Origin of the sequence: Bradyrhizobium sp. dw_78 (genome assembly GCF_018449525.1) — a bacterium.
In the GTDB taxonomy this organism is placed as follows: domain Bacteria; phylum Pseudomonadota; class Alphaproteobacteria; order Rhizobiales; family Xanthobacteraceae; genus Bradyrhizobium.
This window is the reverse complement of record NZ_JAAVUS010000001.1, coordinates 1,017,305-1,041,810: the sequence shown is the minus strand read 5'-3', so window position 1 is coordinate 1,041,810 and position 24,506 is coordinate 1,017,305. Positions and strand designations below refer to the sequence as shown.

Below are 24,506 nucleotides of genomic sequence, written 5' to 3'. Positions count from 1 at the left end.
ACTGTTGCATGGGACGTCGGAGAGCAATCAGGATACATGGCCGTTGCGTTCGATGAAATGAGTGGGCCCGGCGGCGACCTCCGCCCGGCCTACCAGGAGCTCTCCCGCTGGCTCAAGGAAACGCCGCCGGAAGCCCTGGAATATCGCCGTCAGGAGGCGGAGCTGCTGTTCCGCCGGATCGGGATCACCTTTGCCGTCTACGGCGATTCCGAGGCCCAGGAGCGGCTGATCCCGTTCGACGTGATCCCGCGGATCATCTCGGCCAAGGAATGGACCGTGCTGGAAAAGGGCCTGAAGCAGCGGGTCCGCGCGCTGAACATGTTCCTGCGCGATATCTACCACGGCCGCGACATCCTGCGCGCCGGAATCATCCCCGACGACCTGATCTTCCAGAACCCGGTGTTCCGCCCGGAGATGAACGGCCAGGATGTGCCGCACGACGTCTATGTCCACATCGCCGGGATCGACATCGTCCGGGTCGACGCGGAAAACTTCATCGTGCTGGAGGACAATGCCCGCACGCCGTCCGGCGTCTCCTACATGCTGGAAAATCGCGAAATCATGATGCGGCTGTTTCCGGACCTGTTCGCCCGGCACCGCGTCGCGCCGGTGGAGCGGTATCCGGACGAATTGCTGGCGGCGCTGCGCTCGGTCGCGCCGCTCAGCGCTTCCGCCGAACCGACGGTGGCGCTGATGACGCCCGGCGTCTACAATTCCGCCTATTACGAGCATTCATTCCTCGCCGACAAGCTCGGCATCGAACTGGTCGAAGGCCGCGACCTCATCGTCAAGAACGACGAGGTGTTCATGCGCACCACCGAAGGCCTCAAGCGCGTCGACGTCATCTACCGCCGGGTCGATGACGATTACCTCGATCCCCTGACCTTCCGCCCCGATTCCGCGCTCGGCGTCCCCGGCCTGATGTCGGCCTACGCGGCCGGAAACATCACGCTGGCCAACGCGGTCGGCACCGGCATCGCCGACGACAAGGCGATCTATTCCTACATGCCGGACGTCGTGAAATTCTATCTCGGCGAAGAACCGATCCTGAAGAACGTGCCGACCTGGCGCTGCCGCGAGCCGAAGGATCTGTCCTACGTTCTCGACAATCTCGACGAACTGGTGGTGAAAGAGGTTCACGGCTCCGGCGGCTACGGCATGCTGATCGGACCCGCCGCCACCAAAGCCACGATCGAAGCCTTTCGCGATAAATTGAAGCGCGAACCGGAGGGCTTCATCGCCCAGCCGACGCTGGCGCTGTCGACCTGCCCGACCTGCACCGCCTCCGGGCTCGCGCCGCGCCATGTCGACCTCCGGCCGTTCGTTCTGACCGGCAGCAAGAGCGTTACCATCGTGCCCGGCGGTCTGACCCGCGTCGCGCTCAAGGAAGGCTCGCTGGTGGTGAATTCGAGCCAGGGCGGCGGTACCAAGGACACCTGGATTCTGGACGAGTAGAGAGCAAAATACCCGCATGCTGTCGCGTACCGCCGAAAACCTGTACTGGCTGGCCCGCTATGTCGAGCGCGCGGAATATCTCGCGCGCACCATCGACGCGACCCTGCGCGTCACCGCCCTTCCCGCCGCCTATATCGGCAAGACCAATGAATGGGATTCGGCGCTGCTGACCGCCGGGATCAGCGCCAGCTTCTACGAAACCTATCAGGAAGCCAACGAACAGAACGTCGTCGAATATCTGTCGTTCTCGCCGAACAACCCCTCCTCGATCAGGAACTGCATCGAGGCCGCGCGGCTCAATGCCCGTTCGGTGCGGACGGCGCTGACCGGCGAGATGTGGGACACCATCAACAGCGCCTGGCTCGAGCTTCAGCAGGTCTGGAGCAAGGGCGCCAAAAGCCGCGAGGAATTGGCCAAATTCCTGCGCTTCGTGCAGGAGACCTCGCTGCGCTTCGACGGCTCGGCCTACCGGACCATGCTGCGCAACGACGCCTATTGGTTCTCGCGGTTGGGGGTACACCTGGAGCGCGCCGACAACACCGCGCGGATTCTCGACGTGAAGTATCACGTGCTGTTGCCCGAGGAAGAGCATGTCGGCGGCCCGCTGGACTTTTATCAGTGGACCTCGATCCTGCGCTCGGTCTCGGCGCTGACCGCCTATCACTGGGTCTATCGCGAGACGCTGAAGCCGTGGCTGATCGCGGATCTCTTGATCCTCAACGATACGCTGCCGCGGTCGCTGGCGAGTTGTTACGGCAATCTGGTGCGCAATCTCGACCAGATCGGTGTCGCCTATGGCCGCCAGGGGCCCTCGCAGCGCCACGCCCGCGGCATCCGCAATCGGCTGGAACACAGCCACATGGACGATATTTTCCAGCATGGCGTGCATGAGTTCATCCAGGAGTTCATCGCGGATAATTCGCGGCTGGGCGAAATCATCACCAAACAATATTTGCTCTGAGGTTAGGATAAACGCATTGACGATGCGATCCGGACGCTTTGATCCTCTCCGCTAGCCGGTCCCGTTCCGCCATGCCGCTCCGATCTGACTGGAATTCTTCCATGCGCCTGCGCATCGCCCATTCCACCACCTATCGCTACGATCCGCCGGCCTCCGGCGTGATCCAGATCCTGCGGATGACGCCGGGCAGCCATGACGGCCAATACGTGGCCGACTGGCAGATCGACATCTCGACCGACTCGCGGCTCGACATGCATGAGGATGCCTTCGGCAACATCACGCACCTGCTGACCCACGGACCGATCGCCGACCTAACCATCAATGTCGAAGGCCTGATCGAGACCCACGACACCGGCGGCGTGCTCAAGGGCAGCAATGAGCGCTTTCCGCCGGGCCTGTTCCTGCGCTCGACGCCGCTGACCGAAGTCAATCCGGCGATGGCGAATTTCGTCCGCGAGCTCCGGGCGGAAGCCGACACCGACGTGCTCGGATTTCTCCACGCGCTGATGATGCAGATCAGCGAACACATGACCTTCGACGAGGACCCCACCAACAGCGGCACCTCGGCGGTGGAGGCGTTCGGCCTCAAGCGCGGCGTCTGCCAGGACTACGCGCATATCTTCATTGCCTGCGCGCGCAATGGCGGCGTGCCCGCGCGTTTCGTGTCCGGGCATTTCCTGCGCTCCGACGGCATGGTCAACCAGCAGGCCGGTCACGCCTGGGCGGAGGCGTTCGTGCCCAACCTCGGCTGGGTCGGCTTCGATCCGGCCAACGCCATCTGCACCACCGACGCCTTTGCCCGGGTCGCGATCGGGCTGGATTATCTCGGCGCGGCGCCGGTGCGCGGCACCCGTTACGGCGGCGGCGACGAAACCCTGACGGTCTCGGTCAAGGTCGATCAGGCCGGCCGGCAAGGCCAATGGCAGTCGCAATGAGGCCGTGCGACGCGGCTTGAGGACAGCTGAATCTCCTGGTTGGGTGTTTTGTCGAAGGCCCGGCCGATGATCCGCCGCGGCGTCGATCTGTCAAGCCGCGTGCCGGTCCGATTGAAAGCGCTGGGCGGGGATGGTGGATTCGTCGCCCCAAGCCCGGGAAGCGCCGAATGGGGTTGGAGGCCTCCCGGAAATTGGCTATAGCGTTTTCAAGCGAAGTGGCTTCCGGGTCGCGTGAAGAAAACGCGTCAAAACAAAAACATAGAGCCTCGGTTCTGATAATTTTGCAGTTCGATAATCTGCTGCTCGGGGAACGGAAATGACCTATTGCTGCGGAGTGCTGGTTCGGGACGGGCTGGTCATGATCGCGGACACCAGGACCAATGCCGGCCTCGACAATGTCTCGACCTTCCGCAAGCTCCACATTTTCAGCCAGCCGGGCGAACGCATCATGGCGATCGCGAGCGCCGGCAACCTCGCGATCAGCCAATCGGTGCTCTCCACCCTGACCGAGGGGCTCGAGGATCCCGACACCGGCGAGATCGAAACGCTGATGAACGCGCCGACCATGTTCCAGGCCGCGCAGCGGATCGGCCGCGCCATCCGCAGCGTGCATGCGATGGAAGGTGATGCCTTGAAGTCGGAAGACGTCAGCTTCGACGTGTCGTTCCTGTTCGGCGGCCAGATCAAGGGCTCGCGGATGCGGCTGTTCATGGTCTATACCGCCGGCAACTTCATCGAATGCACCACCGACACCCCCTATTTGCAGATCGGCGAGCACAAATACGGCAAGCCGGTGCTCGACCGCGCCATGCATTACGACGTCGAACTGTATGAAGCGCTCAAGACCAGCCTGATCTCGATGGACTCGACCATGCGCTCCAATATCGGCGTCGGCCTGCCGATCGACGTGCTGGTGGTGCGCACCGACGCCTGCGAGGCCGATCTCAACCACCGCATCGAGGCCGGCGAGCCCTATTTCCACGACCTGCGCTCGCGCTGGTCGGCGGCGCTGCGCGCGGCGCACCAGAATATTCCACGACCACCCTACAAGAACGAAACCAAGCCAAAAACCTGAAGGCAGGAAGCAAATGACGGAAACAAACAACAGAATTGCGCTGGTAACGGGCGCCGGCACCGGCGTCGGACGCGCCGCCTCGCTCGCGCTGATGGGCGCCGGCTTCAAGGTGGTGCTGGCCGGACGGCGGCTGGACAAGCTCGAGGAAACCAAGAAGCTCGGCGAGACTATCGGCGAGAGCCTGGCGGTTTCCGCCGACATGACCGACCCCGGATCGATCGCGGCGCTGTTCGCCAAGGTGATCGATGTCTACGGCCGGCTCGATGTGCTCTTCAACAATGCCGGCATGGGCGCGCCGCCGGTGCCGTTCGAGGATCTCGGCCTCGCGCAGTGGCAGGCGGTGGTCGCGACCAACCTCACCGCGCCGTTTTTGTGTACCCAGCACGCGTTCCGGATCATGAAGGACCAGAGCCCGCGCGGCGGCCGCATCATCAACAACGGCTCGATCTCGGCGCATGCGCCGCGGCCGTTCTCGTCCGCCTATACCTCGACCAAGCACGCCATCACCGGCCTGACCAAGGCCACCAATCTCGACGGCCGCGCCTATGACATCGCGGTCGGCCAGATCGACATCGGCAACGCCGCGACCCCGATGACCGACCGCATGGTCGACGGCGTGTTGCAGCCCGATGGCCGCAAGATTCCCGAGCCGCGCATGGACGCCAAGGCGGTCGGCGACGCCGTCGCCTATATGGCGGGCCTGCCGCTCGATGCCAACGTGCTGTTCATGACGGTGATGGCGAGCAAGATGCCGTTCGTCGGACGGGGATAGGCGTCGACCTATTCCGCGATCCAGGCCGTCATTCCGGGGCGATGCAAAGCATCGAACCCGGAATCCATTCCACCACTTGCGCCTGCCGCTCAATGGATTCCGGGCTCGCGCTACCGCGCGCCCCGGAATGACGGCCGAGACGGGCTCTCGGCTCCCTACTCCAGCTTCTCCACATTGCGCAGCGTCGGAAACAGCTTCATCCACAACAGCGCGATCGCGACCGTGGCGACGCCGCCGATCACGGCCGCGGGCATCACGCCGAACAGAGCGGCGGTGACGCCGCTCTCGAACTGGCCGAGCTGGTTGGAGGCGTTGATGAACAGGAAGTTGACGGCGCCGACGCGGCCGCGCATCTCGTCGGGCGTGGCCAACTGGACCAGTGAAAACCGGATCACCACGCTGACCGTATCGGCGGCACCCAGAATCGCCAGCGCCAGGACGGAAAGCCACATCCAGTAGGAAACCGCGAAGACCGTCGTCGCCACCCCGAACACGATCACGGACTGGAACATGCGCATGCCGACGCGGCGCTCGATGCTGCGGCGCGCCAGGATGGCGGTCATCAGCAGGGCGCCGACCGCGGGCGCCGCGCGAAGGATCCCGAGCCCCAGCGGACCGGTCTGCAGAATGTCATGCGCGTAGATCGGCAGCAGCGCGGTGACGCCGCCGAACAGCACGGCGAACAGGTCGAGCGAGATCGTCCCCAGGATCGCGGAATTGCTCCTGATGAAGCGGACGCCGGCGAACAGATCGTCCGGCGTCGCGGAATCCCTGGGTGCGATATCCTTGGGCGTCTGCGGTTGCAGGAGGCGGATGGCGCCGGCGAAGATCATTCCGAGCAGCCAAAACACGACCATCGTGCCGTAGGGCAGACCGGGCGAGACGGCATAGGCGAAACCACCGAGCGCGGGGCCCGCGATGGTCGCGACCTGGGCGGCGCCGCTCGACAGCGCGGTCGCGCGCTGCAGCGATCCCTGCGCCGTGACCAGCGGCAGCAGCGCCGCCGTCGCCGGGCTTTCGAAGGCGCCGGCCGTCCCCAACACCGCGGTCGCCAGGAAGATATGCAGTTCGGTGAGCCAGCCGGCCCAGGAGCCCCAGGCGAGAAACAGCGCCGTCAGGGCTTCCACAAGCTGGCAAAGCTGCAATACCCGCTTGCGCTCATAGCGGTCGGCGGCATGTCCGGCGACAAAGACCAAGAGCGCGGTGGGCAGAAACTGCACCAACCCCACCATCCCCAGATCGAACGCGCTGCCGGTGAGATCATAGATCTGCCAACCGATCGCAACCGCCCCGACCTGGCTGGAAAAACGTGAGAGGCTTCGCGACAGCAGAAAGAAGATCAGCGATCGCTGCTTGAGAAGGGTGCCGGCGCCCGCTGGCATCGTGGAGGACATTATCGGCCGGTTCCTGAATTCTCCATCCGTGGGAGCGCTCGCCGCCCCACGCCTTTATCGTTGGCTGTGCCGTGACTGACGGCGGCTTCGATGTCAATGGCAAGATTGTCAATGGCCCCGTTGCCGGCGCATGCGCCATTGCGCCTTGAAGCAGGCCGCGGCGATCATCAGAATGGGATTTTTGGGGGACGCATGCTTCAACTGCAATCGGCGTTCGGCGTCATCGCATTGCTTGCGATCGCCTGGGCGTTCGGCGAGAATCGCCGCGCGGTGTCACCGAGACAGACGGCGATCGGGCTTGCCGTGACGGTCCTGACCGCGATCGTGCTGACCAAGCTGCCCTTTGTCACCCACGCGTTCGGCGCCGTCAACGACGCCGTCGGCGCCATCGCCGAAGCCTCGCGCGCCGGCACCTCCTTCGTGTTCGGCTATCTCGGCGGCGGCGCGCTGCCGTTCGACCTGAAAGCACCGGGCGCGGATTTCATCCTGGCGTTCCAGGCGCTGCCGATCGTCCTCCTGATGAGCGTGCTGACCACGCTGTTGTTCTATTGGCGCGTGCTGCCGCCGGTCGTGCGCGGCATGGCGTGGCTGTTGGAGCGTACGCTCGGCGTCGGTGGCGCGGTGGGCTTGTCGACCGCCGCCAACATCTTTCTCGGCATGGTGGAAGCCCCCTTGTTCATCCGGCCCTATCTGGCGCAGCTGACGCGCAGCGAATTGTTTCTGGTGATGACCGGCGGCATGGCGGGAATCGCCGGCACCGTGCTGGTGCTTTACGCCACGCTGCTGGCGCCGCTGATCCCGGACGCGGCGGCGCATTTCGTCATCGCCTCGGTGCTGGGCGCGCCGGCTGCGATTCTCGTCAGCCTGATCATGGTGCCGGAAACCGTGGACCGCCGCACCGGCGGCTCGCTCGTCGATCCCCGGGGCGCGCTGCGCGATCCGGGAGTCGCACTGCGCGATCCCGATATGCACGTGTCCAGCACCATGGATGCGATCGTCAAGGGTACGTCGGCCGGGCTCGAGCTCCTGCTCAACATCGTCGCGATGCTGATCGTGCTGGTGGCGCTGGTGCATCTGATCAACACCGTTCTCGGACTGCTGCCCGGGATCGGCGGCGGGCCGGTTTCGTTGCAGCGGCTGCTCGGCTACGCGATGGCGCCGATATGCTGGCTGATGGGCCTGCCCTGGCCGCAGGCGATCACGGCGGGAAGCCTGATGGGCACCAAGACCGTGCTGAACGAACTGATCGCCTATGTCGACTTTTCGAAACTCGCGCCTGACGCGCTCGATTCCCGTTCGCGCCTGATCATGCTGTATGCGATGTGCGGCTTCGCCAATTTCGGCAGCCTCGGCATCATGATTGGCGGGCTCGGCACCATGGCGCCGGACCGCCGCGAGGAGATCAATGCGCTCGGGCTGAAGTCGATCGTCTCGGGCACGCTGACGACCTGCCTGATGGGCGCGATCATGGGAGTGCTGACGTAGCCGTCATTCCGGGATGCGTGCGCAAGCACACAGGCCCGGAATCCATTCCACCAGGTGCGATTGCGGCCCGATGGATTCCGGGCTCGACACTTCGTGTCGCCCCGGAATGACGAACCTGAATTACGCCGTCAACTCCACCGTCCTGAATTCCGCCGGCAGGATCACTTCGAGCAGTTCGACGTCGTCGGAATAGTCCAGGATCATGTGCTTGATCTTCGGCGGCTGGGTCCAGGAACTGCCCTGCTGCATCAGGGTTTCGCCCTGCCCTTCCATGTAGGTTTTCACCCACCCCTTCAGCACATAGACCATCTGGAAGTCGACATGATGGAAATGCAGTTTTGAAACCTGGTCCGGATTGCACGGCCCGATCAGCCGGATCACATGCGCCTGCGCCAGACCATGGCTCGCGGCGGCGACGCCGAGATCGCGATAATGCGCATAGGCGCGCAGGCCGTCGGCCTTGAAATCCTCGTCGCGGTAATGGCTGACGGCGATGCGCTGTTTCGGACGCGCCCGCTTGGCCGGTGCCGGCGTGCGCCCCTTGCCCTTGATCGGCTTTCGCGCGCTCGACTTGGCGGCGGCCTTGCGGGCCGGCGACTTTTTCCGGGCGGCGGTGCGGGCCGCAGCACGCGAGATCGGCTTCTTTGTGGGCTTCTTTCCGGCCATCGACGTTCTCCCTTTCCGTTATCTGGAAAGGTTAGCACGGATCGCGTGGTTCAGGGATCGGTTGCGAAGGCTCCGTCGTCATTCCGGGAGGGTCCGAAGGACCAGACCTCAGATGCGCAATTGCGCATCGGGGAATCTCGAGATTCCGGATCGCCGCTTCGCGTCGTCCGGAATGACGACAGTGCTTAATGCGCTACGAAGTTAGCCAGGATCGCTAATGCAGCTGGAGCACGCCGTCGACAGCGCGGAGTTCGGCGGGCTTGATCAGCTTGGAGTGCGCCACCGTGACCGAGAACAACGGCCCTTCCAGCTTTTCCTGCCAGAAGGCGAGGAAATCGTTCAGCGCCGGGAATTTCGGAAACAGATCGTAGTTCTGCCAGACATAGGTTTGCAGCAGCGCGGGATGATCGGGCAGTCGATAAAGAATTTGCGCCGTCGTCAGCCCATAACCTAGCACCTGCTTCCGGAAATCCTCGGAAACCCCAACCCGCGAGACCATGCCAACCTCCATTGAAGGAGCGCATTCACGTGGTGGCCGACCAGCCGGAGCCACCCCGGCGGAGATGCGCTCACATGAGAGAAATGTGACGCACACGACCCGCCTATCACAAGCCTAAATGTTTAATGAATTGTTGAAATTTGCTGCATTGGCAGCAGCTTACCGCAAGTGCTAATGGACAGCGACAGGCCGTCCTCCGGCCATTAATGATGATGGATAAATTCGGCAGACCGCGATTTTGACCGCCAATTTTTCTGCTAGAAGCCCTTGTCCCCCGCATGGCCTTCCACTATCTCAGCATTGCGTCCGCTGGCACTCGCCGGCGTAGACTGCTAACCCATAAAACTTAATAGCATCTTCAATATCTTAGGAGGACTGCATGAAATTCCGTCCGCTTCACGACCGCGTCGTGGTCAAGCGCATCGACGCCGAAGAGAAGACCGCAGGCGGCATCATCATCCCGGACAGTGCCAAGGAAAAGCCCTCGCAGGGTGAAGTCACTGCCGTCGGCCCCGGAGGCCGCGACGAGAGCGGCAAGCTGATCCCTATCGACCTCAAGGTCGGCGACCGCGTGCTGTTCGGCAAATGGTCGGGCACCGAAGTCAAGATCGACGGCCAGGAGCTGTTGATCATGAAGGAAAGCGACATCATGGGCGTGCTCGACGAGCCCGCCACCAAGAAGAAGGCTGCTTAAGCGCCTTTTCCCTCCCCCCTTGCAAGGAAGCAAAATATGTCAGCTAAAGAAGTGAAATTCGGCGTCGACGCGCGCGACCGCATGCTGCGCGGCGTCGATATTCTGGCCAACGCGGTCAAGGTGACGCTCGGCCCCAAGGGCCGCAACGTCGTGCTCGACAAGTCGTTCGGCGCTCCCCGCATCACCAAGGACGGCGTCACCGTCGCCAAGGAGATCGAGCTCGACGACAAGTTCGAGAACATGGGCGCGCAGATGGTGCGCGAAGTCGCCTCCAAGTCCGCTGACGCGGCCGGCGACGGCACCACCACCGCTACCGTGCTGGCGCAGGCGATCGTCCGCGAAGGCGCCAAGTCGGTTGCCGCCGGCATGAACCCGATGGACCTGAAGCGCGGCATCGACATGGCGGTGGAAGCCGTCGTCGCCGACCTGCAGAAGAACTCCAAGAAGGTCACCTCCAACGAGGAAATCGCCCAGGTCGGCACCATCTCGGCCAATGGCGATGCCGAAATCGGCAAGTTCCTCTCCGACGCCATGAAGAAGGTCGGCAACGAGGGCGTCATCACGGTCGAGGAAGCCAAGTCGCTCGAGACCGAACTCGACGTCGTCGAGGGCATGCAGTTCGACCGCGGCTACATCTCGCCCTACTTCGTCACCAACGCCGACAAGATGCGCGTTGAAATGGACGACGCCTACATCCTGATCAACGAGAAGAAGCTCTCCTCGCTGAACGAATTGCTGCCGCTGCTTGAAGCCGTGGTGCAGACCGGCAAGCCGCTCGTCATCGTCGCCGAAGACGTCGAAGGCGAGGCTTTGGCCACGCTGGTCGTCAACCGCCTGCGCGGCGGCCTCAAGGTCGCGGCCGTCAAGGCTCCGGGCTTCGGCGATCGCCGCAAGGCTATGCTGCAGGACATCGCGATCCTGACCGGCGGCCAGGCGATTTCGGAAGACCTCGGCATCAAGCTCGAGAACGTTACGCTCGCCATGCTCGGTCGCGCCAAGAAGGTGATGATCGACAAGGAGAACACCACGATCGTCAACGGCGCCGGCAAGAAGGCCGACATCGAGGCGCGCGTGGCGCAGATCAAGGCGCAGATCGAGGAGACCACCTCGGACTACGACCGTGAGAAGCTGCAGGAGCGTCTGGCCAAGCTCGCAGGCGGCGTCGCGGTGATCCGCGTCGGCGGCGCGACCGAGGTCGAGGTCAAGGAGCGCAAGGATCGCGTCGATGACGCGATGCATGCGACCCGCGCGGCGGTCGAGGAAGGCATCGTTCCGGGCGGCGGCGTCGCCCTGCTCCGTGCTTCCGAGCAGCTCAAGGGTCTGCGCACCAAGAACGACGACCAGAAGACCGGCGTCGAGATCGTTCGCCGCGCGCTGTCGGCCCCGGCTCGCCAGATCGCGATCAACGCGGGCGAAGACGGCTCCGTCATCGTCGGCAAGATCCTCGAAAACAAGTCGTATGCCTACGGCTTCGATTCGCAGAGCGGCGAGTACGGCAACCTGGTCACCAAGGGCATCATCGACCCGACCAAGGTGGTCCGTGCGGCAATCCAGAACGCAGCCTCGGTTGCGGCTCTGTTGATCACGACCGAAGCCATGGTGGCCGAACTGCCGAAGAAGAACGGCGGCGCTGGCGCCGGCGGCATGCCTCCGGGCGGCGGCATGGGCGGCATGGACTTCTAAGAAGCCCTGCCCGCTTCGGCGATTATCCGAGAGATGCAAAACCCCGGCAGCGATGCCGGGGTTTTTTGTTTCCAGAGCATGATCGCTTCTAATTGAATCAGAACCGAAGCTCTGGATTGTTGTTTTGACGCGTTTTCTTCACGCCGACCGGTATCCGCTTCGCTCGAAAACGCTCTAACAATTCGAAATATCAATGGACCATCAAACCCATGCGCTCGGTACGAAACCTTGATCCGACGCCGGCCGGATCGCGGCCGATCGAAAAGAAGATCATTCCCGCACGGCCAATGATACTGGAATATTGAAAGGCTGGAACAGAAACGAACGAACCAGAACCGGAAGGGACAACATAAGAACCATCAGGATAAAGCTGAGAACGACGAGTGCTCCGGTCGCCCACGCGATTCTGATTGGGCCACCTGAACTTACGTCATGACTTCGTTCCCCACATGCGGCCCGGTAAAAATGAGCGAAGACCGAACCAAGCGCAATCTCGAATTAAACATCTCCCTGTCTGAGGCAGGACATCCATATCCGGTAAGGGCAGGACAATCGAAGAGCCGCCCTTGGGTGCCTCTTCTCCTCGCGGCAGCAACAAACCGGCGCGACGCCGGGGTTTTTGTTTGCTTCATTCACCCCCCGTCATTGCGGGGCGGAGCGTCGAGCCCGGAATGACGGCGGTGGCGGGCGCGGCGCAGATACGCCCTGCCCCCATCTGTACGCGCAGATCAGAGACGCGCGACCACCGCAAGCCGCCTGATCTCGCCGCTGCGATAGGCTTCGAGGAAGCGGTTATAGTCCCTGAACGAGACGCAGCCGTTGGAATCGCCGTTCGGGCCGAGCATGTAGGTGTGGGCGAGCAGGCCCGACCGCCCGTAGATCGCGCTCTCGCCGCCGACCGGATTGAGCCGCAGCGCCGGCACGCCATGAAACAGCGCCTCGCGCGGCTTGAGATCGTAGAGATGCGGCGGCGTCACGCCGCGCATTCTGACGTTGGCGGAGCCTGGATCGTCGAGCTTGGAGCCGAGACCCGAATGTGCCTCCAGCCTGGTGCCGTCGGGCAGATAAACCATATGCGCGGAGATGTCGTAGACCGCGGTCTGGCGATCATACATCGGCATCGTGCCGGCCGTGCCGATGTTCTGGCTTGAACCGAGCGAGGACGTGCTGCTGGCGTCCGCGGAGGCATAGGCCAGCGCCGACGATCCGGTCGATTGCAGCTTACCGAACAGCCGCTCGAAGATCGTCGGCGGCTTCTCGGCGGCAGCGACCGATATCGCCTTGGCGCGCTGCGCCAAATCGCGAACGGAAGCGCCGGGATGTTTTTCGGAGCGCGCTTCGGCGGGGCGCGGCGATGGCATCGGCGTCATAGCGGCCTGACGCTCCGGCGCCGATAGTGGCGCGAGCGCGGCCACCTGCCGATCCGGCTTCGGCGGCGCGGCCGGCAGCGGTTGCGGCGCGATGGATTGCGGAGCCGCCGCGGCAAAGCGATCCTCGAACGACAGCGATGGAGATTTTGACGTTGTCGCGGACGAAACCATCGCCGGCGCGGCGGAGACCGGCGCCGATTCAACCGCCACCGAGTTGTCGACAGCGGCCAGTCTGCTGCGGCCAGGCGCGCGCTTGACGACGACGGCATTGAAATCGCCGCCGCCCACCGACGGATACATGCCGGCAGCGAAAATATTCGAATAGACTGTCCACGAACATCCCGCGACGAGGCAGGCGATCGCAGCGCCGCTCAGGAAATTGCGGGGAAGGACAGCTTTCCGGGAATTCTTTCTGGAAGTGTGGGCCGCAAAACCATAATACGCACTCGTACTCATACGCCTTGCATCCAGACTGGTACCACCATCTTCCCCTTCCAGGCTGTGTTCGATCTGCGAACCCAAGGGCTTCCCCAAAGGCTGCTTCGAACGCCAGCCTGCGTACGAAACGCTACCGTCAAAAAAATGGCAGAAAGCATTTCGCAGAAGGGCGGAGCGTCATTAAGGCGAGTTTTAGTTAAATGCGGATTAAGTCGGGGCGGTTGTTCGACATGGTTAATTCTGTTCCGCAATGAGACAGATTGCGGAATTTTGGCGCGGCCAAACCCTTCAACGGGTTCGGTAATTCAGCTTTCATGCCGCGCCCCTTCCGGAGTGACATCCAAAGCCGTCCAAATCGCCCGTCACATCGGGTGCGCCACGCGGATCCTATCCATGATCGGCTGAAGCTTGATTCAGCTCGTCGCCCCAGAAATGCCTGATTATGACACCGTGCGTGCCGCTCCGCCGTTCCCGTCCTCCTCCGCTATTCCAGTTCCGGCGGCGGGGAATGGTCGAGCACGTCGCCCCTGGCGCCGTCGAGCAGATCGAGCTCGTAAGTCTCGATCGTGAGCGGCCCGCGCTTGCGCGGCAGTTCCGCAACCCGTTCGACATGCGCGAAGTTATCATTGAGATCAGGACGGCCTCCGGCGCGCACCTCATCGACATACAGCAGCTTGCCGGCCAGCAGCGCCGGATCAGGCTCGGGCATGTTGATCCAGCGGATGCGCTGCGTCGGCTGCACGACGCAAGTTCCCTTGGGCAGATAGAAGGCGAGCCAACTGACGGTGCCGTAATCGGGCGCCAGGACGCAGTTGGCGCCGACGCGTACACGAACCGCCTCGATCTCGCCGGCGAGCTCGCGCCAGCCGACGCCAACGCTGCGCACGGTGGTATCGCGGCGGTAGCCCGACAAGATTCCGGTATCGGCCTGCACGATCAGCAGCACGAACATCGCGATGCCGGACGGCGCCGCCCAGCGCAGGCAAAAATCGGCGACGCGCCGCCAGCGTGGGTCCCATCGTGTCAGATGCGCGGCCACGGCGGCGGCGACGGCCAGGGCGGGATAGACCGGCGCGAACCAGTTGGCCTCGACGCGGGCGTGCAGCGAATGCCAGACGAAATAAAGCGTGATGACCCAGAACATCACGTTGACCAGCATCCGCGCGGCCGGCGTACCGCCGCTCCGCCGCGCCAGCGCGTACAGGCCCATCGCGCCGAGCATCCAGACCAGCGGGGTTGCGAACGCAATCTGGGTCGGAATCAGCTCGGCGATGTAAGCGGGCCGGAAATCCTCGATCCGGGCGCGGCCGAACTGCTTGATGAAGGAGACCCAGTGGTGATCGGCGTTCCAGAGGATGACCGGCGCGAAGATCGCAAACGCCACGACGCCGCCGAGATAAGGCCAGGGCGAAACCAGCCAGCGCCGCAATTTAGGTACAGCGACGAGCCAGATCAGGATCGCGGCGCCGAAAAACAAGGCGGTATATTTGGACAGCAAGGCGACGCCGACCGCGGCGCCGACGGCGAGCCACCACGCGCCCCGTCCGGTCTGTAGCACCTTCGCGAGAAAAAACAGCACGAAGCTCGAGGCGACCAGCAACGGCGCGTCCGGCGTGACGATCAGGGTGCCGACCGCCGCCATCAGCGTGATGTTGAGCAGGATCGCCGCGGTCGCCGCGACGCGCCGGTCGCCGAACAGGATCTCGGCGGCGCGATAGACCGCAAAGCTCATCGGCAGCGCCAGCAGGATCGACACCAGCCGCACGCCGAATTCGGTGTCGCCCGCGAGCATCGTGCCCAGGCGGATGACGACCGCGACCATCGGCGGGTGATCGTAATAACCGCCCGCCAGATGTTTCGACCACATCCAGTAATAGGCTTCGTCGAAAGTGATCGGCGTGAACGCCGCCGCGACCAGCCGCATCGCCACCAGCGCCACAATCGCAAGCGCGGTGTTGCGGGCGAGCCGCGCCTCCTGTGGGCTTGCGGCTGGTGTCATCGCTTGCGCCAGACGAACAGCCCGGACATCGCGTAATTCCACACCACGCCCATCAGCGCGCCGGCCGCGCCGGCGAGCCACCAGATCGGCTCCTGCGCATAGACCGAGAACGCGACGCCGACATTGGCAGCAAGCCCGACGCCACACACGAGGTAGAAGATCACGAGCCCGCGCAGGATCGCCCAGCCTTTCAGGCGCTGGTCGCGGTAAGTGAGAAAATTATTCAGGATGAAATTGCTGGTCATGGCGGAAACCGCGCCAAAGCCCTGGGCCACCGCGAACGGCAGATCGAAGCCGCGCAGCGCGATGAACAGTCCGGCGAAATGCACGAACACGCCGATCGATCCGACCATCGCGAACATTAGAAAACGCAGCGACACCGCGTCGTTGGTCAGCTTGGCCAGCACCAGCCCTAAGAAATCCAGCACCACCATCGAATCGAGCTTGCTCTCGCCATGCAGCCGCGAGCCGAAACTGTAAGGAATTTCCTTGATGCGCAGCCCGCCGCGCGCGGTGGCGACAATATCGAGCAGGATCTTGAACCCCTGCGTCGAGAGCTGTGGCGCCAATTGCTCGAAACGATCGCGGCGGATCATGAAAAAGCCGCTCATGGGATCGGCGATCCTGACCCGCAGCACGCGCCTGGCGATCTCGGTTGCGAACGCGCTGGCGCCGGCGCGCTGCTTGTTGAAACTGTCGGCGCTGCCGCCTTCGACGTAGCGGCTGCCGACCACGAGGTCGAATTCACTGCCTTGCAGCAGCGCCAGCATCTTCGGCAGCTGGGTTTCGTCATGCTGGAGGTCGGCATCGATCACCGCGGCGCAGGGTGCGCTCGAGGCCAATATGCCTTCGATGCAGGCGCCGGACAGGCCCCGCCGTCCGATCCTGCGGATACAGCGGACCCGGATATCCTGGCGCGCCAACCCCCGCACCACGTCCCAGGTGCCGTCGGGGGAATTGTCGTCGACAAAGATGACTTCCCAGGCCACGCCCGCGAGCGCCGTTTCCAGCCGCCGCAACAGGGTGACGACGTTGTCGCACTCGTTGAAGGTGGGCACGACGACCGAAAGCTGAGGCGGACTCACAGCCTGCAACGATGTCTCCGCGCCCGGTCTGATGGCTTCATTCATGGCCGCCAGCGTATATCCGCAGCCCCTGGGGAAGCCAAGGCGTGCAGTTCCGATAGCGGGGGGAAAGGAACCAGGGGAGCCGAAAACGGCCCCAAAATGCCAACGACCACGAACAACAGGCGCGCGTACATCCGGCGCAACCGAGCTATTTCGTGGTCGTCCCAGCGCCGGAGCTATCAAGCATCAACGTCGCCGTTGGATACAAGATGGGGACGATGCCGGCATTCCGCAAGGGCCTCCCTTTAACCCACCGACCAACCGGTCTGCCAGGGACCGCTATTTCGACGCGGCCTTGCGATGGAGGAAGGCCGTCACGACGTCCTTCTGCGCCAGCGCGATGGCATCGTTGGCGGTCGTCATATGCGACCCCGCATCGTCGCCGGGGGATTGCACCGCCAGATAATCGACCAGCGCGGCCCGGAAATATTGCCGCTCCGACGGGCATATATCGGCGACATGCCGGGTAAAATCTTCTCCCGACATGGCTTTGTTGCTGTCCTGCACATACTCTTGGGCGAGGCAGGTCCAGTAGATGTCGCGTCCCTGCAACGCCAGCCGATGGGCGTCGTCGATTTCGTCGGCCATCGCGCCCGACGCCGCCAGCACCAGCGCCGCCACAACCATCCATCGCATTCCGGTGGTCTTTTTCCGCAATCTCATCTCTTTGTTTATCTTTGTTTGAGTATGATCTCCGGGCAGACGCTTCGCGCTTGTCCAGAAGGAAAGCCGGCTCCCGCTTTTTTGGATCATGCTCTTGAACGTCCGGGCCGCGCAAGCCGCCCTGCCCGGTTCCGTCCGCATGTCCGGGAACCCGAGCGCAATATTGACGAACATTTCATCCGCGCGGGCGGTTGGTTCGATCCGCCTTGCTGCTTAGCTCCAGCACAGGAGGCCATTATGAAACAGTCCGATCATTTCCGCGAAAATGCTGAAAATTGCGCGCAGTTCGCGGAGCGGGCGACCGATCATCCGACTTATCTCCGTTACAAGCGCATGGAAGCCGCCTGGCGCTCGCTGGCGGCCGAACAGGACTGGCTCGACGGAGAGACGCCGCCGGTCGCCATCGCGGTGACCTGACGCACGGGCCGCGTTGCGGTTGGGAGCAGGCTTTATCGAGGCGGGCGGTAGTCAAGGCGCGCTATAGGCTCGACCTGCCTTGATACACGCGGCTTGCTGGCACGGCTGGAAAACAACGACATCAGCGACAGCCTCGCCGCCATGACGGCCGGATTGTCCATCCTGATCTGCCAAAGCTGGCCATGAACCGCGCTGCCCACGCTCCACAGAATGGTGGGCGCCGACTTCCAGAGCAGGCAAAGCTGGAGGTTGTGCAGGTCCACCATCATGTGGAACGCCATCCGGCTCGAGGGGTGCTCGCATCATCCGACCCCGAGACAATACACGCGGTTGCCTTCGGTTGCGGTCACTAGCCGGTGTCACATCTTCACGTTTGACGGAGCTCGCGTCACGCGCCTGTAACAATCAAAGCTCGCCATGCGCCATCCAGGTGGCGAAGAACGGTGCGAGAAGCAGCAAAGTCATCTCGACACGAATGATCATTTGAATCGTCTTGAATCGGTCGCGGGCCAATTGTTGCCCCTTGCCCGCGCGCGTATCGGACCGCCAGCGCAGATACACGATGGTCGGATAGATCGACAGCAGCGCTGCGATGATGAACAGCCCGAACAGGATATGAAATCCGATATGGTGATTGTAGTAGGCAAGGCCCTTTTCCAGGAACATGCGCATGACCCCGGTGATCAGGACGACAGTCGCCGAGCCGCCATAGACGAGATCAAGCCGCTGAATGGTCCTGGCCTCGGCGGCCGCTAGTTCCGGCTTCAGCAACAGATGCTCGCCGAGCAGGCTCGCAATCATCAGCATGATCGAGACGTAATGAATCCAGGCAACGATGATAGGCCACGCCATAGATCGTCCTCTTGGCAACGCGCCCGGCTGTTTAGAGCATGATCCGGAAAAGCGGGCACCGGTTTTCCCTCGCGACAAACGCGGAACGCGTTTGCGCAGGAAGATCATGCTCAAACAAGAAGATGGACCACGAGCATGATTCAACTCACGCTGTAGCGCAAAGCCGTGACCGCGCAAAGACGAAGCCTATCGCGGTTTCGAGCGAAGTGGATTCCGGCTGGCGGGAAGAAAACGCGAACTATCCGGGCAGCACGCCCGGCGTTTCGAGCGCGCCGGGAACGAGCCCCTGCCCGCTCTCCTGCTGCAACTCCCGTTCAGCCTGATGCCAAAATTCCTCGTCCCTGCCATCCGGCCGGTGATGGCGCTCCCAGATTTCATGGGCGCGTTGACGGATCTGATCTTCGGTCGGTTTTTCCATGGTGCGCCTCTGGCACTGGGCTTTGAAGAGCACGGCCCCGCCGTGGGGGCTGGGGGTTCTGTAGACGGGGCCGTGCAGGCCATGCTTCCAAACCTGGCCCAGCGATCAATTCTGAAATCCGTGACTTGTTCCTGCCTGCGGCCAAGTGGCCAACTGGCCAATGGCGGCTGATTTGATTAGGCTCGCGCCCGCAACATTTCCTCTCGCAGAGAACCGCACGTGACCCAAGCTCCGACGGCCTCGCAAAAATCCGGCAATATCTATATCGGCATCGGTGGCTGGACATTCGAGCCGTGGCGCGGGGTGTTCTATCCGGAGAAGCTCACGCAGGCGAAGGAACTGGCCTACGCCGCCTCGAAGCTGACCTCGATCGAGATCAACGGCACCTATTACGGCTCGCAGAAGCCGGAAAGCTTTCGCAAATGGGCGCGCGAGGTGCCCGACGGATTTATATTTTCGCTGAAGGGACCACGCTTCGCGACCAATCGCCGCGTGCTGGCGGAAGCCGGCGATTCCGTGAAACGGTTCTATGATTCCGGGGTGCTGGAACTGGGCGACCGGCTCGGCCCGGTGCTGTGGCAATTCGCGCCGACCAAGAAATTCGACGAAGCCGATTTCGGAAAATTCCTCGAATTGCTGCCGCGCCAGCTGGAAGGCCGCGCGTTGCGCCACGTGGTCGAAGTCCGCCACGACAGCTTTTGCACGCCCGCCTTCATCGCGCTGTTGCGCCGGTTCGAGACGCCGGTCGTGTTCGCCGAACACCACACCTACCCTGCGATCGCGGACGTCGTCGCCGATTTTGTCTATGCGCGGCTGCAGAAGGGCAATGACGAGATCAAGACCTGCTACCCGCCGAAACAGCTCGATGCCTGGGCCCGGCGGTTTCAGCTTTGGGCCGCGGGCGGCGAGCCCGACGACCTGCCGCGCGTGGACGAGACGAAGCTGAAAAAAACGCCGCGCGACGTGTTCGCCTATGTCATCCACGAAGGCAAGGTGCGCGCGCCCGCCGGCGCGATGGAACTGATAGAGCGCGTGAAATAATCAGGGCGGCGGGTGGCCAAGCTCGGGCAATGGCGATATCCGCAACCGGCATCGCATCACCTTGGAGCCTTTATCGGTTTTGATTGAATCAGAACATGGCTCTAACATTTTGTTTTGACTCGTTTTCTTCACGCCAACCGGAATCCACTTCGCTCGAAAACACTATATTATTCGGCACCCGCCAATCGAAACGTGCCTTCCATCATCTGCACGCAGCGGCCGCCAACATGGCTGGCCATAACGGCGGCGTTCTCCTTGCGCACGCGCGTCAGCAGCAGGCTCGGACGGCCCATATCGACACCCTGCCCGATCCGCAGCGACAGCTCGGCGTTTTGCGTGCCGTCGAGGTCGGCGAGCAGCGCCGCGGCCGCCGCCGTCGCGCTGCCGGTCGCGGGATCTTCGCTGACGCCGCTGGCGCCCGGATGAAACATCCGCGCCTGCAAGTCATTGGGCTTTTCCTGCAGCGGCACATCGCTTGTATAGAGATAGACCGCATCGCTTTCATCGCGCGGAAAAACATGGGCAGACGCCGCAGGGTCGGGCCGCGCCCGCCGCAGCGCCTCCCGCGTGGCCAGTTCCACCACCAGAAACGGCAGCCCCACCGAGACGATCTGCGGCGGATGCCGATCGATCCGGACATCGGCCGGTGACAGCGAGACGCAGGCCGCCGCCTGCTCCGCGCTCATTTGGCTCAACCGCCGCAAGGGTTGCGGCGCGGTGAGTTCGGCCCCGATGACCTCGCCGCCCTGTTTCAGGATCTCGACCGGCACTAGACCGGCCTTTTCCTCAAACAGCAGCCGCGCGGACATCTTGGCGGCTTGCGTTGCCAGCACGAAGGCGGTGCCGACATTGGGATGGCCCGCGAACGGAACCTCGGAACGCACGGTAAAGATGCGAACCTGCGCGTCATGGGCGGCATCGCGCGGCGGCAGCACGAAGCTCGTCTCCGAATAATTGAATTCTGTGGCGATGGCCTGCATCTGCGCGGTCGAAAGCCCGCCGGCATCCAGCACCACCGCGAGCGGATTGCCGCCGAAGGGCCGATCGGTGAAAACGTCCACGGTGATGTAACGCCGCTGCATCCGGCCCTCCTCGCTTGCGTCTGATTCAGTGGAATTGAATCCGACTTTAGCTGTGAAACTTGAGCCCATCGACGATCTTGTCGATCACCTTGCGCTCGGCACGCATAGCGAGCCCGACCAGATTGAGTTCGGCGCGGATCACGGCCTTGACCGCCTCGCGGTTGGCGGCGTCATGCGTGGTCTTGAACATGTCCTCGGTGTAGATCGCGGGCTTCACGTTGCGCGCCAGCGCCCGTTCCAGCGCACGGGTGAGCGCCGGCCGGTCGGCGCCGTAGATCAGGACCGGCTGGCCGATCAGCGACAGGTATTTGGTACCGGAACCGTCCTCATAAGCCTCGCCGACGCATTCGGGAAACGCCGCGGCGATGCCGCTGGCGAGGAACGCTGAAACATTGAGCTTCTGCCACACTTCCAGGTCGGTCCGGATGACGACCGCGATCTTGGTATCGAATTGCATGATCTGCTCAATTCATCGGTGTCATTTCCGGATGGTGCGCCGGCACCAGACCCGAAATGACGATCGTAAAAACTAGCCCTTGGCGTCGCAGGCCCAGGCGCGGATCACGCATTCCTTGCCGCCGAATTCGTAACATTTGCGCGTCGCCGCATTGAGCGAACTCGAAATCCGCGGCTCGACCGCATAGCCGTGGGCGCCGCAGGGATTGGTCAGGTCGATCGACAATGCGGCACAGGCCCGCTTCATGGTCACGGCCGTGCAGTCGCCCTTGCATTGCTTGAGCGCCGCGGCCCGCGCACCCGCCTCCGCGGCAAAATCAAAGGCTTCGCCATAGGCACCGCATTTGCCGACGGCGAACGCGCCGGCTGCCCAGGCTTCCGTGACGAATCGCGTTCCCGCCAGCGTCAGGGTCAGCGCCAAGATGAACACCGCGCGGCGCTGCAAAGCAGTCAAAGACTTCAAGGCCCATCCCCCCAAAGGCATGGTTCGGACCCGGAAGGCCGCGTTAGCGCAAAGTGGGCACCGATTCCGAAAGATCATGCTCAAACAAAAAGATGAGATCATGATCCGATTCAGCTTGGTCGGATCGTGATCTCAATCGTCGGGCGAAAATCTAGCTCAGGGGTCTTTCAACTTGGTGAACGCCAGGTTGAAAATGGACGAAGCGGACGCGCGTGTCGCCGTCCTTGCGGGTTACGACAGCCGCTCCGGCTGCCGCCTGTCCTGCCGCGCGGCCGCAAGCGCCTCCGGCGTATCGATATCGAGAAATGCGCCGTGCCCCTCGACCGCGACTTCGGCCACGGCCTCGCTGTGTTTGGCGATCAGGTGGCGCGCGCCGATATCGCCGTCCAGCTTCGTCAATTCGTCGAAGAACCGGCGCGACCACAGCACCGGATTGCCGCGCCTGTTGTCGCTGACCGGCACCACGATCAGGTTGCCGCTATCCGGCGCAAACGCTTCGATCAGCCGGTCGATCAGCCGCGCCTCGATCAGCGGCATATCGCCGAGGCACACCACCGCACCGTCGGCATTGCCCGGCACGGCCGCGATGCCCGCTTTGACGGAGCTCGCCAGCCCGGCGACGAAATCCGGATTGCGCACGAATTTCACCTTGAGCCCGGCCAGCGCCTTCTCGACCTCGGCCGCCTGGTGTCCGGTCACCACGATGACATCGGAGGCTTTGGAAGCGAGCACCTGTTCGGTCACGATCCGGACCAACGGCTTGCCGCCCAGTTCGGCCAGCAATTTATTGGGACCGCCCATGCGCGTGGAACGCCCGGCGGCGAGGATCACGGCCGCGATCGCGTGATTACCTTCGGCCCCCGCAGGCTTCCGCAGCTGCGGCCGGGTGACGATCTCCATCAGCAGGCCGCCGACGCCCATGCCGGTCAGGTCCGCGCGCGTCACCTTGATGCCCGCCAACAGGCGCATCAGCACCCAGTCGAAACCGTTTTCCACCGGCGAGCGCGCACAACCCGGCGCGCCCAGCACCGGCACGCCGCCGGCATTGCCGATCAGCAGGAGATTGCCGGGATCGACCGGCATGCCGAAATGCTCGATGGTGCCGCCGACCCGTTGAAGCGCCGCCGGAATCACATCGCGCCGGTCGGCGATCGCGGACGCGCCGAAGACGATCACCAGTTCCGAGCCGAGGCCAAGCAATTCCTTGATAGCCGCCGTCAGCGCGGCCTCCTCGTGCCGCACGCGGCGCTCGGCGATGATGGTGGCGCCGGCCGGCTCCAGGCGATCAGCGGTCACCCGCAGGGTCTTTTCGATCACTTTCGGCGCCAGCCCCGGCAACAAGGTCGAGACGATGCCGACGCGCTTGATCTTGTAGGGCGCGACCCGCATCGGGCCGGTCCTTGCCGCCGCCACCGCCCGTTCGCATAAGTTAGCTTCGATACCGAACGGCACGATCTTGACGGTCGCGATCATCTCGCCGGGCACCACCGCCTTGAACGGCGGCAGCGTCGCGAAGGTGATCGCTTCATCGACGCGGTTGATGTTGTCGACCGCCTTGCGATCGACCACCAGCACGCCGGCCTGCGCCGCGAACAGATTGGACCTTCCGGTGAAAGCGCGCTCGACATCGACGCCCTCGCCGGCGATGGCGCGCGCGATGCCGCCGGCGGCAATATCCTCGGAGATATCGCCCTCTTCGAGCCGGACCACGACGATTTCCTTGACACCGGCCTTGTCGAGCGCCTCGACTTCAGAGGGGCCGATCGTGGTGCCTTTCTTCAGCACCAGCGCACCCTGGCGCAGGGTGTGAACGGTGACGCCGCCAATCGCGTCTCCCGGACTGGCGGGACCGAATTTCATGCCGCTTCTTCTTTTTCTTTCGGCGGCAGCCGCAACTGCGCCGTGATCTCGGCCATGATCGCGACCGCGATCTCGGACGGCGAGACCGCGCCGATGTTCAACCCGATCGGTGCGTGGATACGTGCAATATCGGAATCCTTGGCGCCCTGCGCCCTCAGGCGCTCGGCGCGCTTGGCATGGGTCTTTCGCGAGCCCAGCGCGCCGATATAGAAGCAGTCACGCTCGAATGCGTGCAACAGCGCCGGATCGTCGATCTTGGGATCGTGCGTCACCGCGACGAACGCCGTGTAGTGATCGACGTTGAGCGTCGGCAGCGCCACATCGGGCCATTCGGCGATCAGCGGCACGTCCGGAAACCGCTCGGGGCTGGCGAACGCGGTGCGCGGATCCACCACCGTGACATCATAATCCAGCGCGCGCGCCAGCGGCGCCAGCGCCTGGCTGATATGGACCGCGCCGATGACGACGAGGCGCGCGGTGGGTGCGTAGACATTGAGGAACAGTTTCCTGCCGTCGGCGGCTTCGATCATGCCGCTCTTGCCCATGCGCAACTGCTTTGACAGTTCGGCGCGCAACGGATCCGCGACGATGTCGCTGGCCTTGACCAGCCGCTGCGCGCCATTGGCGGTGTCGGTGACCAGGATCACCGGCCGCCGCGCGGCGCGCTCGGCGTTGAGTTCTGCAAGCGTCTCGGTTTTCAC

At 63.4% G+C, this 24,506-nt stretch carries 25 protein-coding genes; 10 read left to right on the top strand and 15 right to left on the bottom strand.

The window, feature by feature from the left end; translation table 11 throughout:
• The first annotated feature begins 36 nt into the window (after nt 1-36).
• From HB630_RS04785 to HB630_RS04765, 5 genes are all read left to right on the top strand, one after another.
• Nucleotides 37-1,455 carry a circularly permuted type 2 ATP-grasp protein gene (locus HB630_RS04785; protein ID WP_213770376.1) on the top strand — a complete coding sequence of 473 codons (1,419 nt, stop codon included), beginning with the start codon at nt 37-39 and terminating at the stop codon, nt 1,453-1,455.
• A 16-nt stretch (nt 1,456-1,471) separates the two neighbouring features.
• The gene (locus tag HB630_RS04780) at nt 1,472-2,416 is read left to right on the top strand and encodes an alpha-E domain-containing protein (protein ID WP_213770374.1); all 945 of its coding nucleotides are present in this window, start codon (nt 1,472-1,474) and stop codon (nt 2,414-2,416) included.
• A 101-nt stretch (nt 2,417-2,517) separates the two neighbouring features.
• Nucleotides 2,518-3,351, top strand: coding sequence for a transglutaminase family protein (locus HB630_RS04775; protein ID WP_213770373.1), 834 nt, complete (start codon nt 2,518-2,520; stop codon nt 3,349-3,351).
• Nucleotides 3,352-3,667: 316 nt separating this feature from the next.
• Entirely contained in the window at nt 3,668-4,426 is a 759-nt protein-coding gene (locus HB630_RS04770) for a proteasome-type protease (RefSeq protein ID WP_213770372.1), read from the top strand.
• A gap of 13 nt (nt 4,427-4,439) precedes the next feature.
• A complete protein-coding gene (locus HB630_RS04765) occupies nt 4,440-5,198 on the top strand; it encodes an SDR family oxidoreductase (protein ID WP_213770371.1) in 759 nt (252 codons plus the stop codon).
• 155 nt (nt 5,199-5,353) lie between these two features.
• On the opposite strand, the gene HB630_RS04760 is transcribed toward HB630_RS04765, so the two are convergent.
• On the bottom strand, nt 5,354-6,592 hold the full coding sequence (locus tag HB630_RS04760; protein WP_213770370.1) for an MFS transporter: 1,239 nt from the start codon (nt 6,590-6,592) through the stop codon (nt 5,354-5,356).
• Nucleotides 6,593-6,784: 192 nt separating this feature from the next.
• On the opposite strand from HB630_RS04760, the gene HB630_RS04755 reads away from it, so the two are divergent.
• Nucleotides 6,785-8,077 (top strand): nucleoside transporter C-terminal domain-containing protein, encoded by a 1,293-nt coding sequence (locus tag HB630_RS04755; protein ID WP_213770369.1) that lies wholly within the window; start codon nt 6,785-6,787, stop codon nt 8,075-8,077.
• A 120-nt stretch (nt 8,078-8,197) separates the two neighbouring features.
• On the opposite strand, the gene HB630_RS04750 is transcribed toward HB630_RS04755, so the two are convergent.
• Together HB630_RS04750 and HB630_RS04745 are read right to left on the bottom strand one after the other, a co-directional pair.
• Entirely contained in the window at nt 8,198-8,743 is a 546-nt protein-coding gene (locus tag HB630_RS04750) for a cupin domain-containing protein (RefSeq protein WP_213770367.1), read from the bottom strand.
• A gap of 214 nt (nt 8,744-8,957) precedes the next feature.
• Nucleotides 8,958-9,242 carry an usg protein gene (locus HB630_RS04745; protein ID WP_213770365.1) on the bottom strand — a complete coding sequence of 95 codons (285 nt, stop codon included), beginning with the start codon at nt 9,240-9,242 and terminating at the stop codon, nt 8,958-8,960.
• A gap of 379 nt (nt 9,243-9,621) precedes the next feature.
• On the opposite strand from HB630_RS04745, the gene HB630_RS04740 reads away from it, so the two are divergent.
• A complete protein-coding gene (locus tag HB630_RS04740) occupies nt 9,622-9,936 on the top strand; it encodes a co-chaperone GroES (protein WP_213770363.1) in 315 nt (104 codons plus the stop codon).
• 36 nt (nt 9,937-9,972) lie between these two features.
• On the top strand, nt 9,973-11,619 hold the full coding sequence (groL, locus tag HB630_RS04735; RefSeq protein ID WP_213770362.1) for a chaperonin GroEL: 1,647 nt from the start codon (nt 9,973-9,975) through the stop codon (nt 11,617-11,619).
• A gap of 728 nt (nt 11,620-12,347) precedes the next feature.
• Here groL and HB630_RS04730 read toward each other — a convergent pair.
• The 4 genes from HB630_RS04730 to HB630_RS28740 all read right to left on the bottom strand — a co-directional run bounded on the left by HB630_RS04730 (nt 12,348) and on the right by HB630_RS28740 (nt 17,390).
• Nucleotides 12,348-13,445 (bottom strand): DUF2778 domain-containing protein, encoded by a 1,098-nt coding sequence (locus HB630_RS04730; protein WP_213770361.1) that lies wholly within the window; start codon nt 13,443-13,445, stop codon nt 12,348-12,350.
• 466 nt (nt 13,446-13,911) lie between these two features.
• Nucleotides 13,912-15,426, bottom strand: coding sequence for a glycosyltransferase family 39 protein (locus HB630_RS04725; protein WP_213770360.1), 1,515 nt, complete (start codon nt 15,424-15,426; stop codon nt 13,912-13,914).
• Nucleotides 15,423-16,556, bottom strand: a complete 1,134-nt coding sequence (locus HB630_RS04720) for a glycosyltransferase family 2 protein (RefSeq protein WP_213770359.1) — start codon at nt 16,554-16,556, stop codon at nt 15,423-15,425. The genes HB630_RS04725 and HB630_RS04720 overlap by 4 nt, the downstream gene beginning before the upstream one ends.
• A gap of 276 nt (nt 16,557-16,832) precedes the next feature.
• Nucleotides 16,833-17,390 (bottom strand): hypothetical protein, encoded by a 558-nt coding sequence (locus tag HB630_RS28740; RefSeq protein ID WP_346656030.1) that lies wholly within the window; start codon nt 17,388-17,390, stop codon nt 16,833-16,835.
• 63 nt (nt 17,391-17,453) lie between these two features.
• On the opposite strand from HB630_RS28740, the gene HB630_RS04710 reads away from it, so the two are divergent.
• The gene (locus HB630_RS04710; protein WP_213770358.1) at nt 17,454-17,633 is read left to right on the top strand and encodes a hypothetical protein; all 180 of its coding nucleotides are present in this window, start codon (nt 17,454-17,456) and stop codon (nt 17,631-17,633) included.
• A gap of 32 nt (nt 17,634-17,665) precedes the next feature.
• On the opposite strand, the gene HB630_RS04705 is transcribed toward HB630_RS04710, so the two are convergent.
• From HB630_RS04705 to HB630_RS04695, 3 genes are all read right to left on the bottom strand, one after another.
• Entirely contained in the window at nt 17,666-17,902 is a 237-nt protein-coding gene (locus tag HB630_RS04705; RefSeq protein WP_213770357.1) for a hypothetical protein, read from the bottom strand.
• 136 nt (nt 17,903-18,038) lie between these two features.
• On the bottom strand, nt 18,039-18,485 hold the full coding sequence (locus tag HB630_RS04700) for a DUF2214 family protein (RefSeq protein WP_213770355.1): 447 nt from the start codon (nt 18,483-18,485) through the stop codon (nt 18,039-18,041).
• Between the two features lie 238 nt (nt 18,486-18,723).
• Nucleotides 18,724-18,903 carry a DUF2934 domain-containing protein gene (locus tag HB630_RS04695; protein ID WP_213770353.1) on the bottom strand — a complete coding sequence of 60 codons (180 nt, stop codon included), beginning with the start codon at nt 18,901-18,903 and terminating at the stop codon, nt 18,724-18,726.
• 219 nt (nt 18,904-19,122) lie between these two features.
• Between HB630_RS04695 and HB630_RS04690 the strand changes: the two genes are divergently transcribed.
• A complete protein-coding gene (locus tag HB630_RS04690) occupies nt 19,123-19,944 on the top strand; it encodes a DUF72 domain-containing protein (RefSeq protein ID WP_213770352.1) in 822 nt (273 codons plus the stop codon).
• A 167-nt stretch (nt 19,945-20,111) separates the two neighbouring features.
• Here HB630_RS04690 and HB630_RS04685 read toward each other — a convergent pair whose 3' ends face one another.
• The 5 genes from HB630_RS04685 to HB630_RS04665 all read right to left on the bottom strand — a co-directional run bounded on the left by HB630_RS04685 (nt 20,112) and on the right by HB630_RS04665 (nt 24,506).
• Nucleotides 20,112-21,026 carry a PhzF family phenazine biosynthesis protein gene (locus HB630_RS04685; RefSeq protein WP_213770351.1) on the bottom strand — a complete coding sequence of 305 codons (915 nt, stop codon included), beginning with the start codon at nt 21,024-21,026 and terminating at the stop codon, nt 20,112-20,114.
• A 46-nt stretch (nt 21,027-21,072) separates the two neighbouring features.
• The gene (locus HB630_RS04680; RefSeq protein WP_213770350.1) at nt 21,073-21,483 is read right to left on the bottom strand and encodes a DUF2000 family protein; all 411 of its coding nucleotides are present in this window, start codon (nt 21,481-21,483) and stop codon (nt 21,073-21,075) included.
• Between the two features lie 72 nt (nt 21,484-21,555).
• On the bottom strand, nt 21,556-21,966 hold the full coding sequence (locus HB630_RS04675; protein ID WP_213770349.1) for a DUF4189 domain-containing protein: 411 nt from the start codon (nt 21,964-21,966) through the stop codon (nt 21,556-21,558).
• A gap of 210 nt (nt 21,967-22,176) precedes the next feature.
• Nucleotides 22,177-23,805: a molybdopterin-binding/glycosyltransferase family 2 protein gene (locus HB630_RS04670; protein WP_213770348.1), complete on the bottom strand. Its 1,629-nt coding sequence runs from the start codon at nt 23,803-23,805 to the stop codon at nt 22,177-22,179.
• Entirely contained in the window at nt 23,802-24,506 is a 705-nt protein-coding gene (locus HB630_RS04665) for an XdhC family protein (RefSeq protein ID WP_213770346.1), read from the bottom strand. Before HB630_RS04665 ends, HB630_RS04670 begins: the two co-directional genes overlap by 4 nt.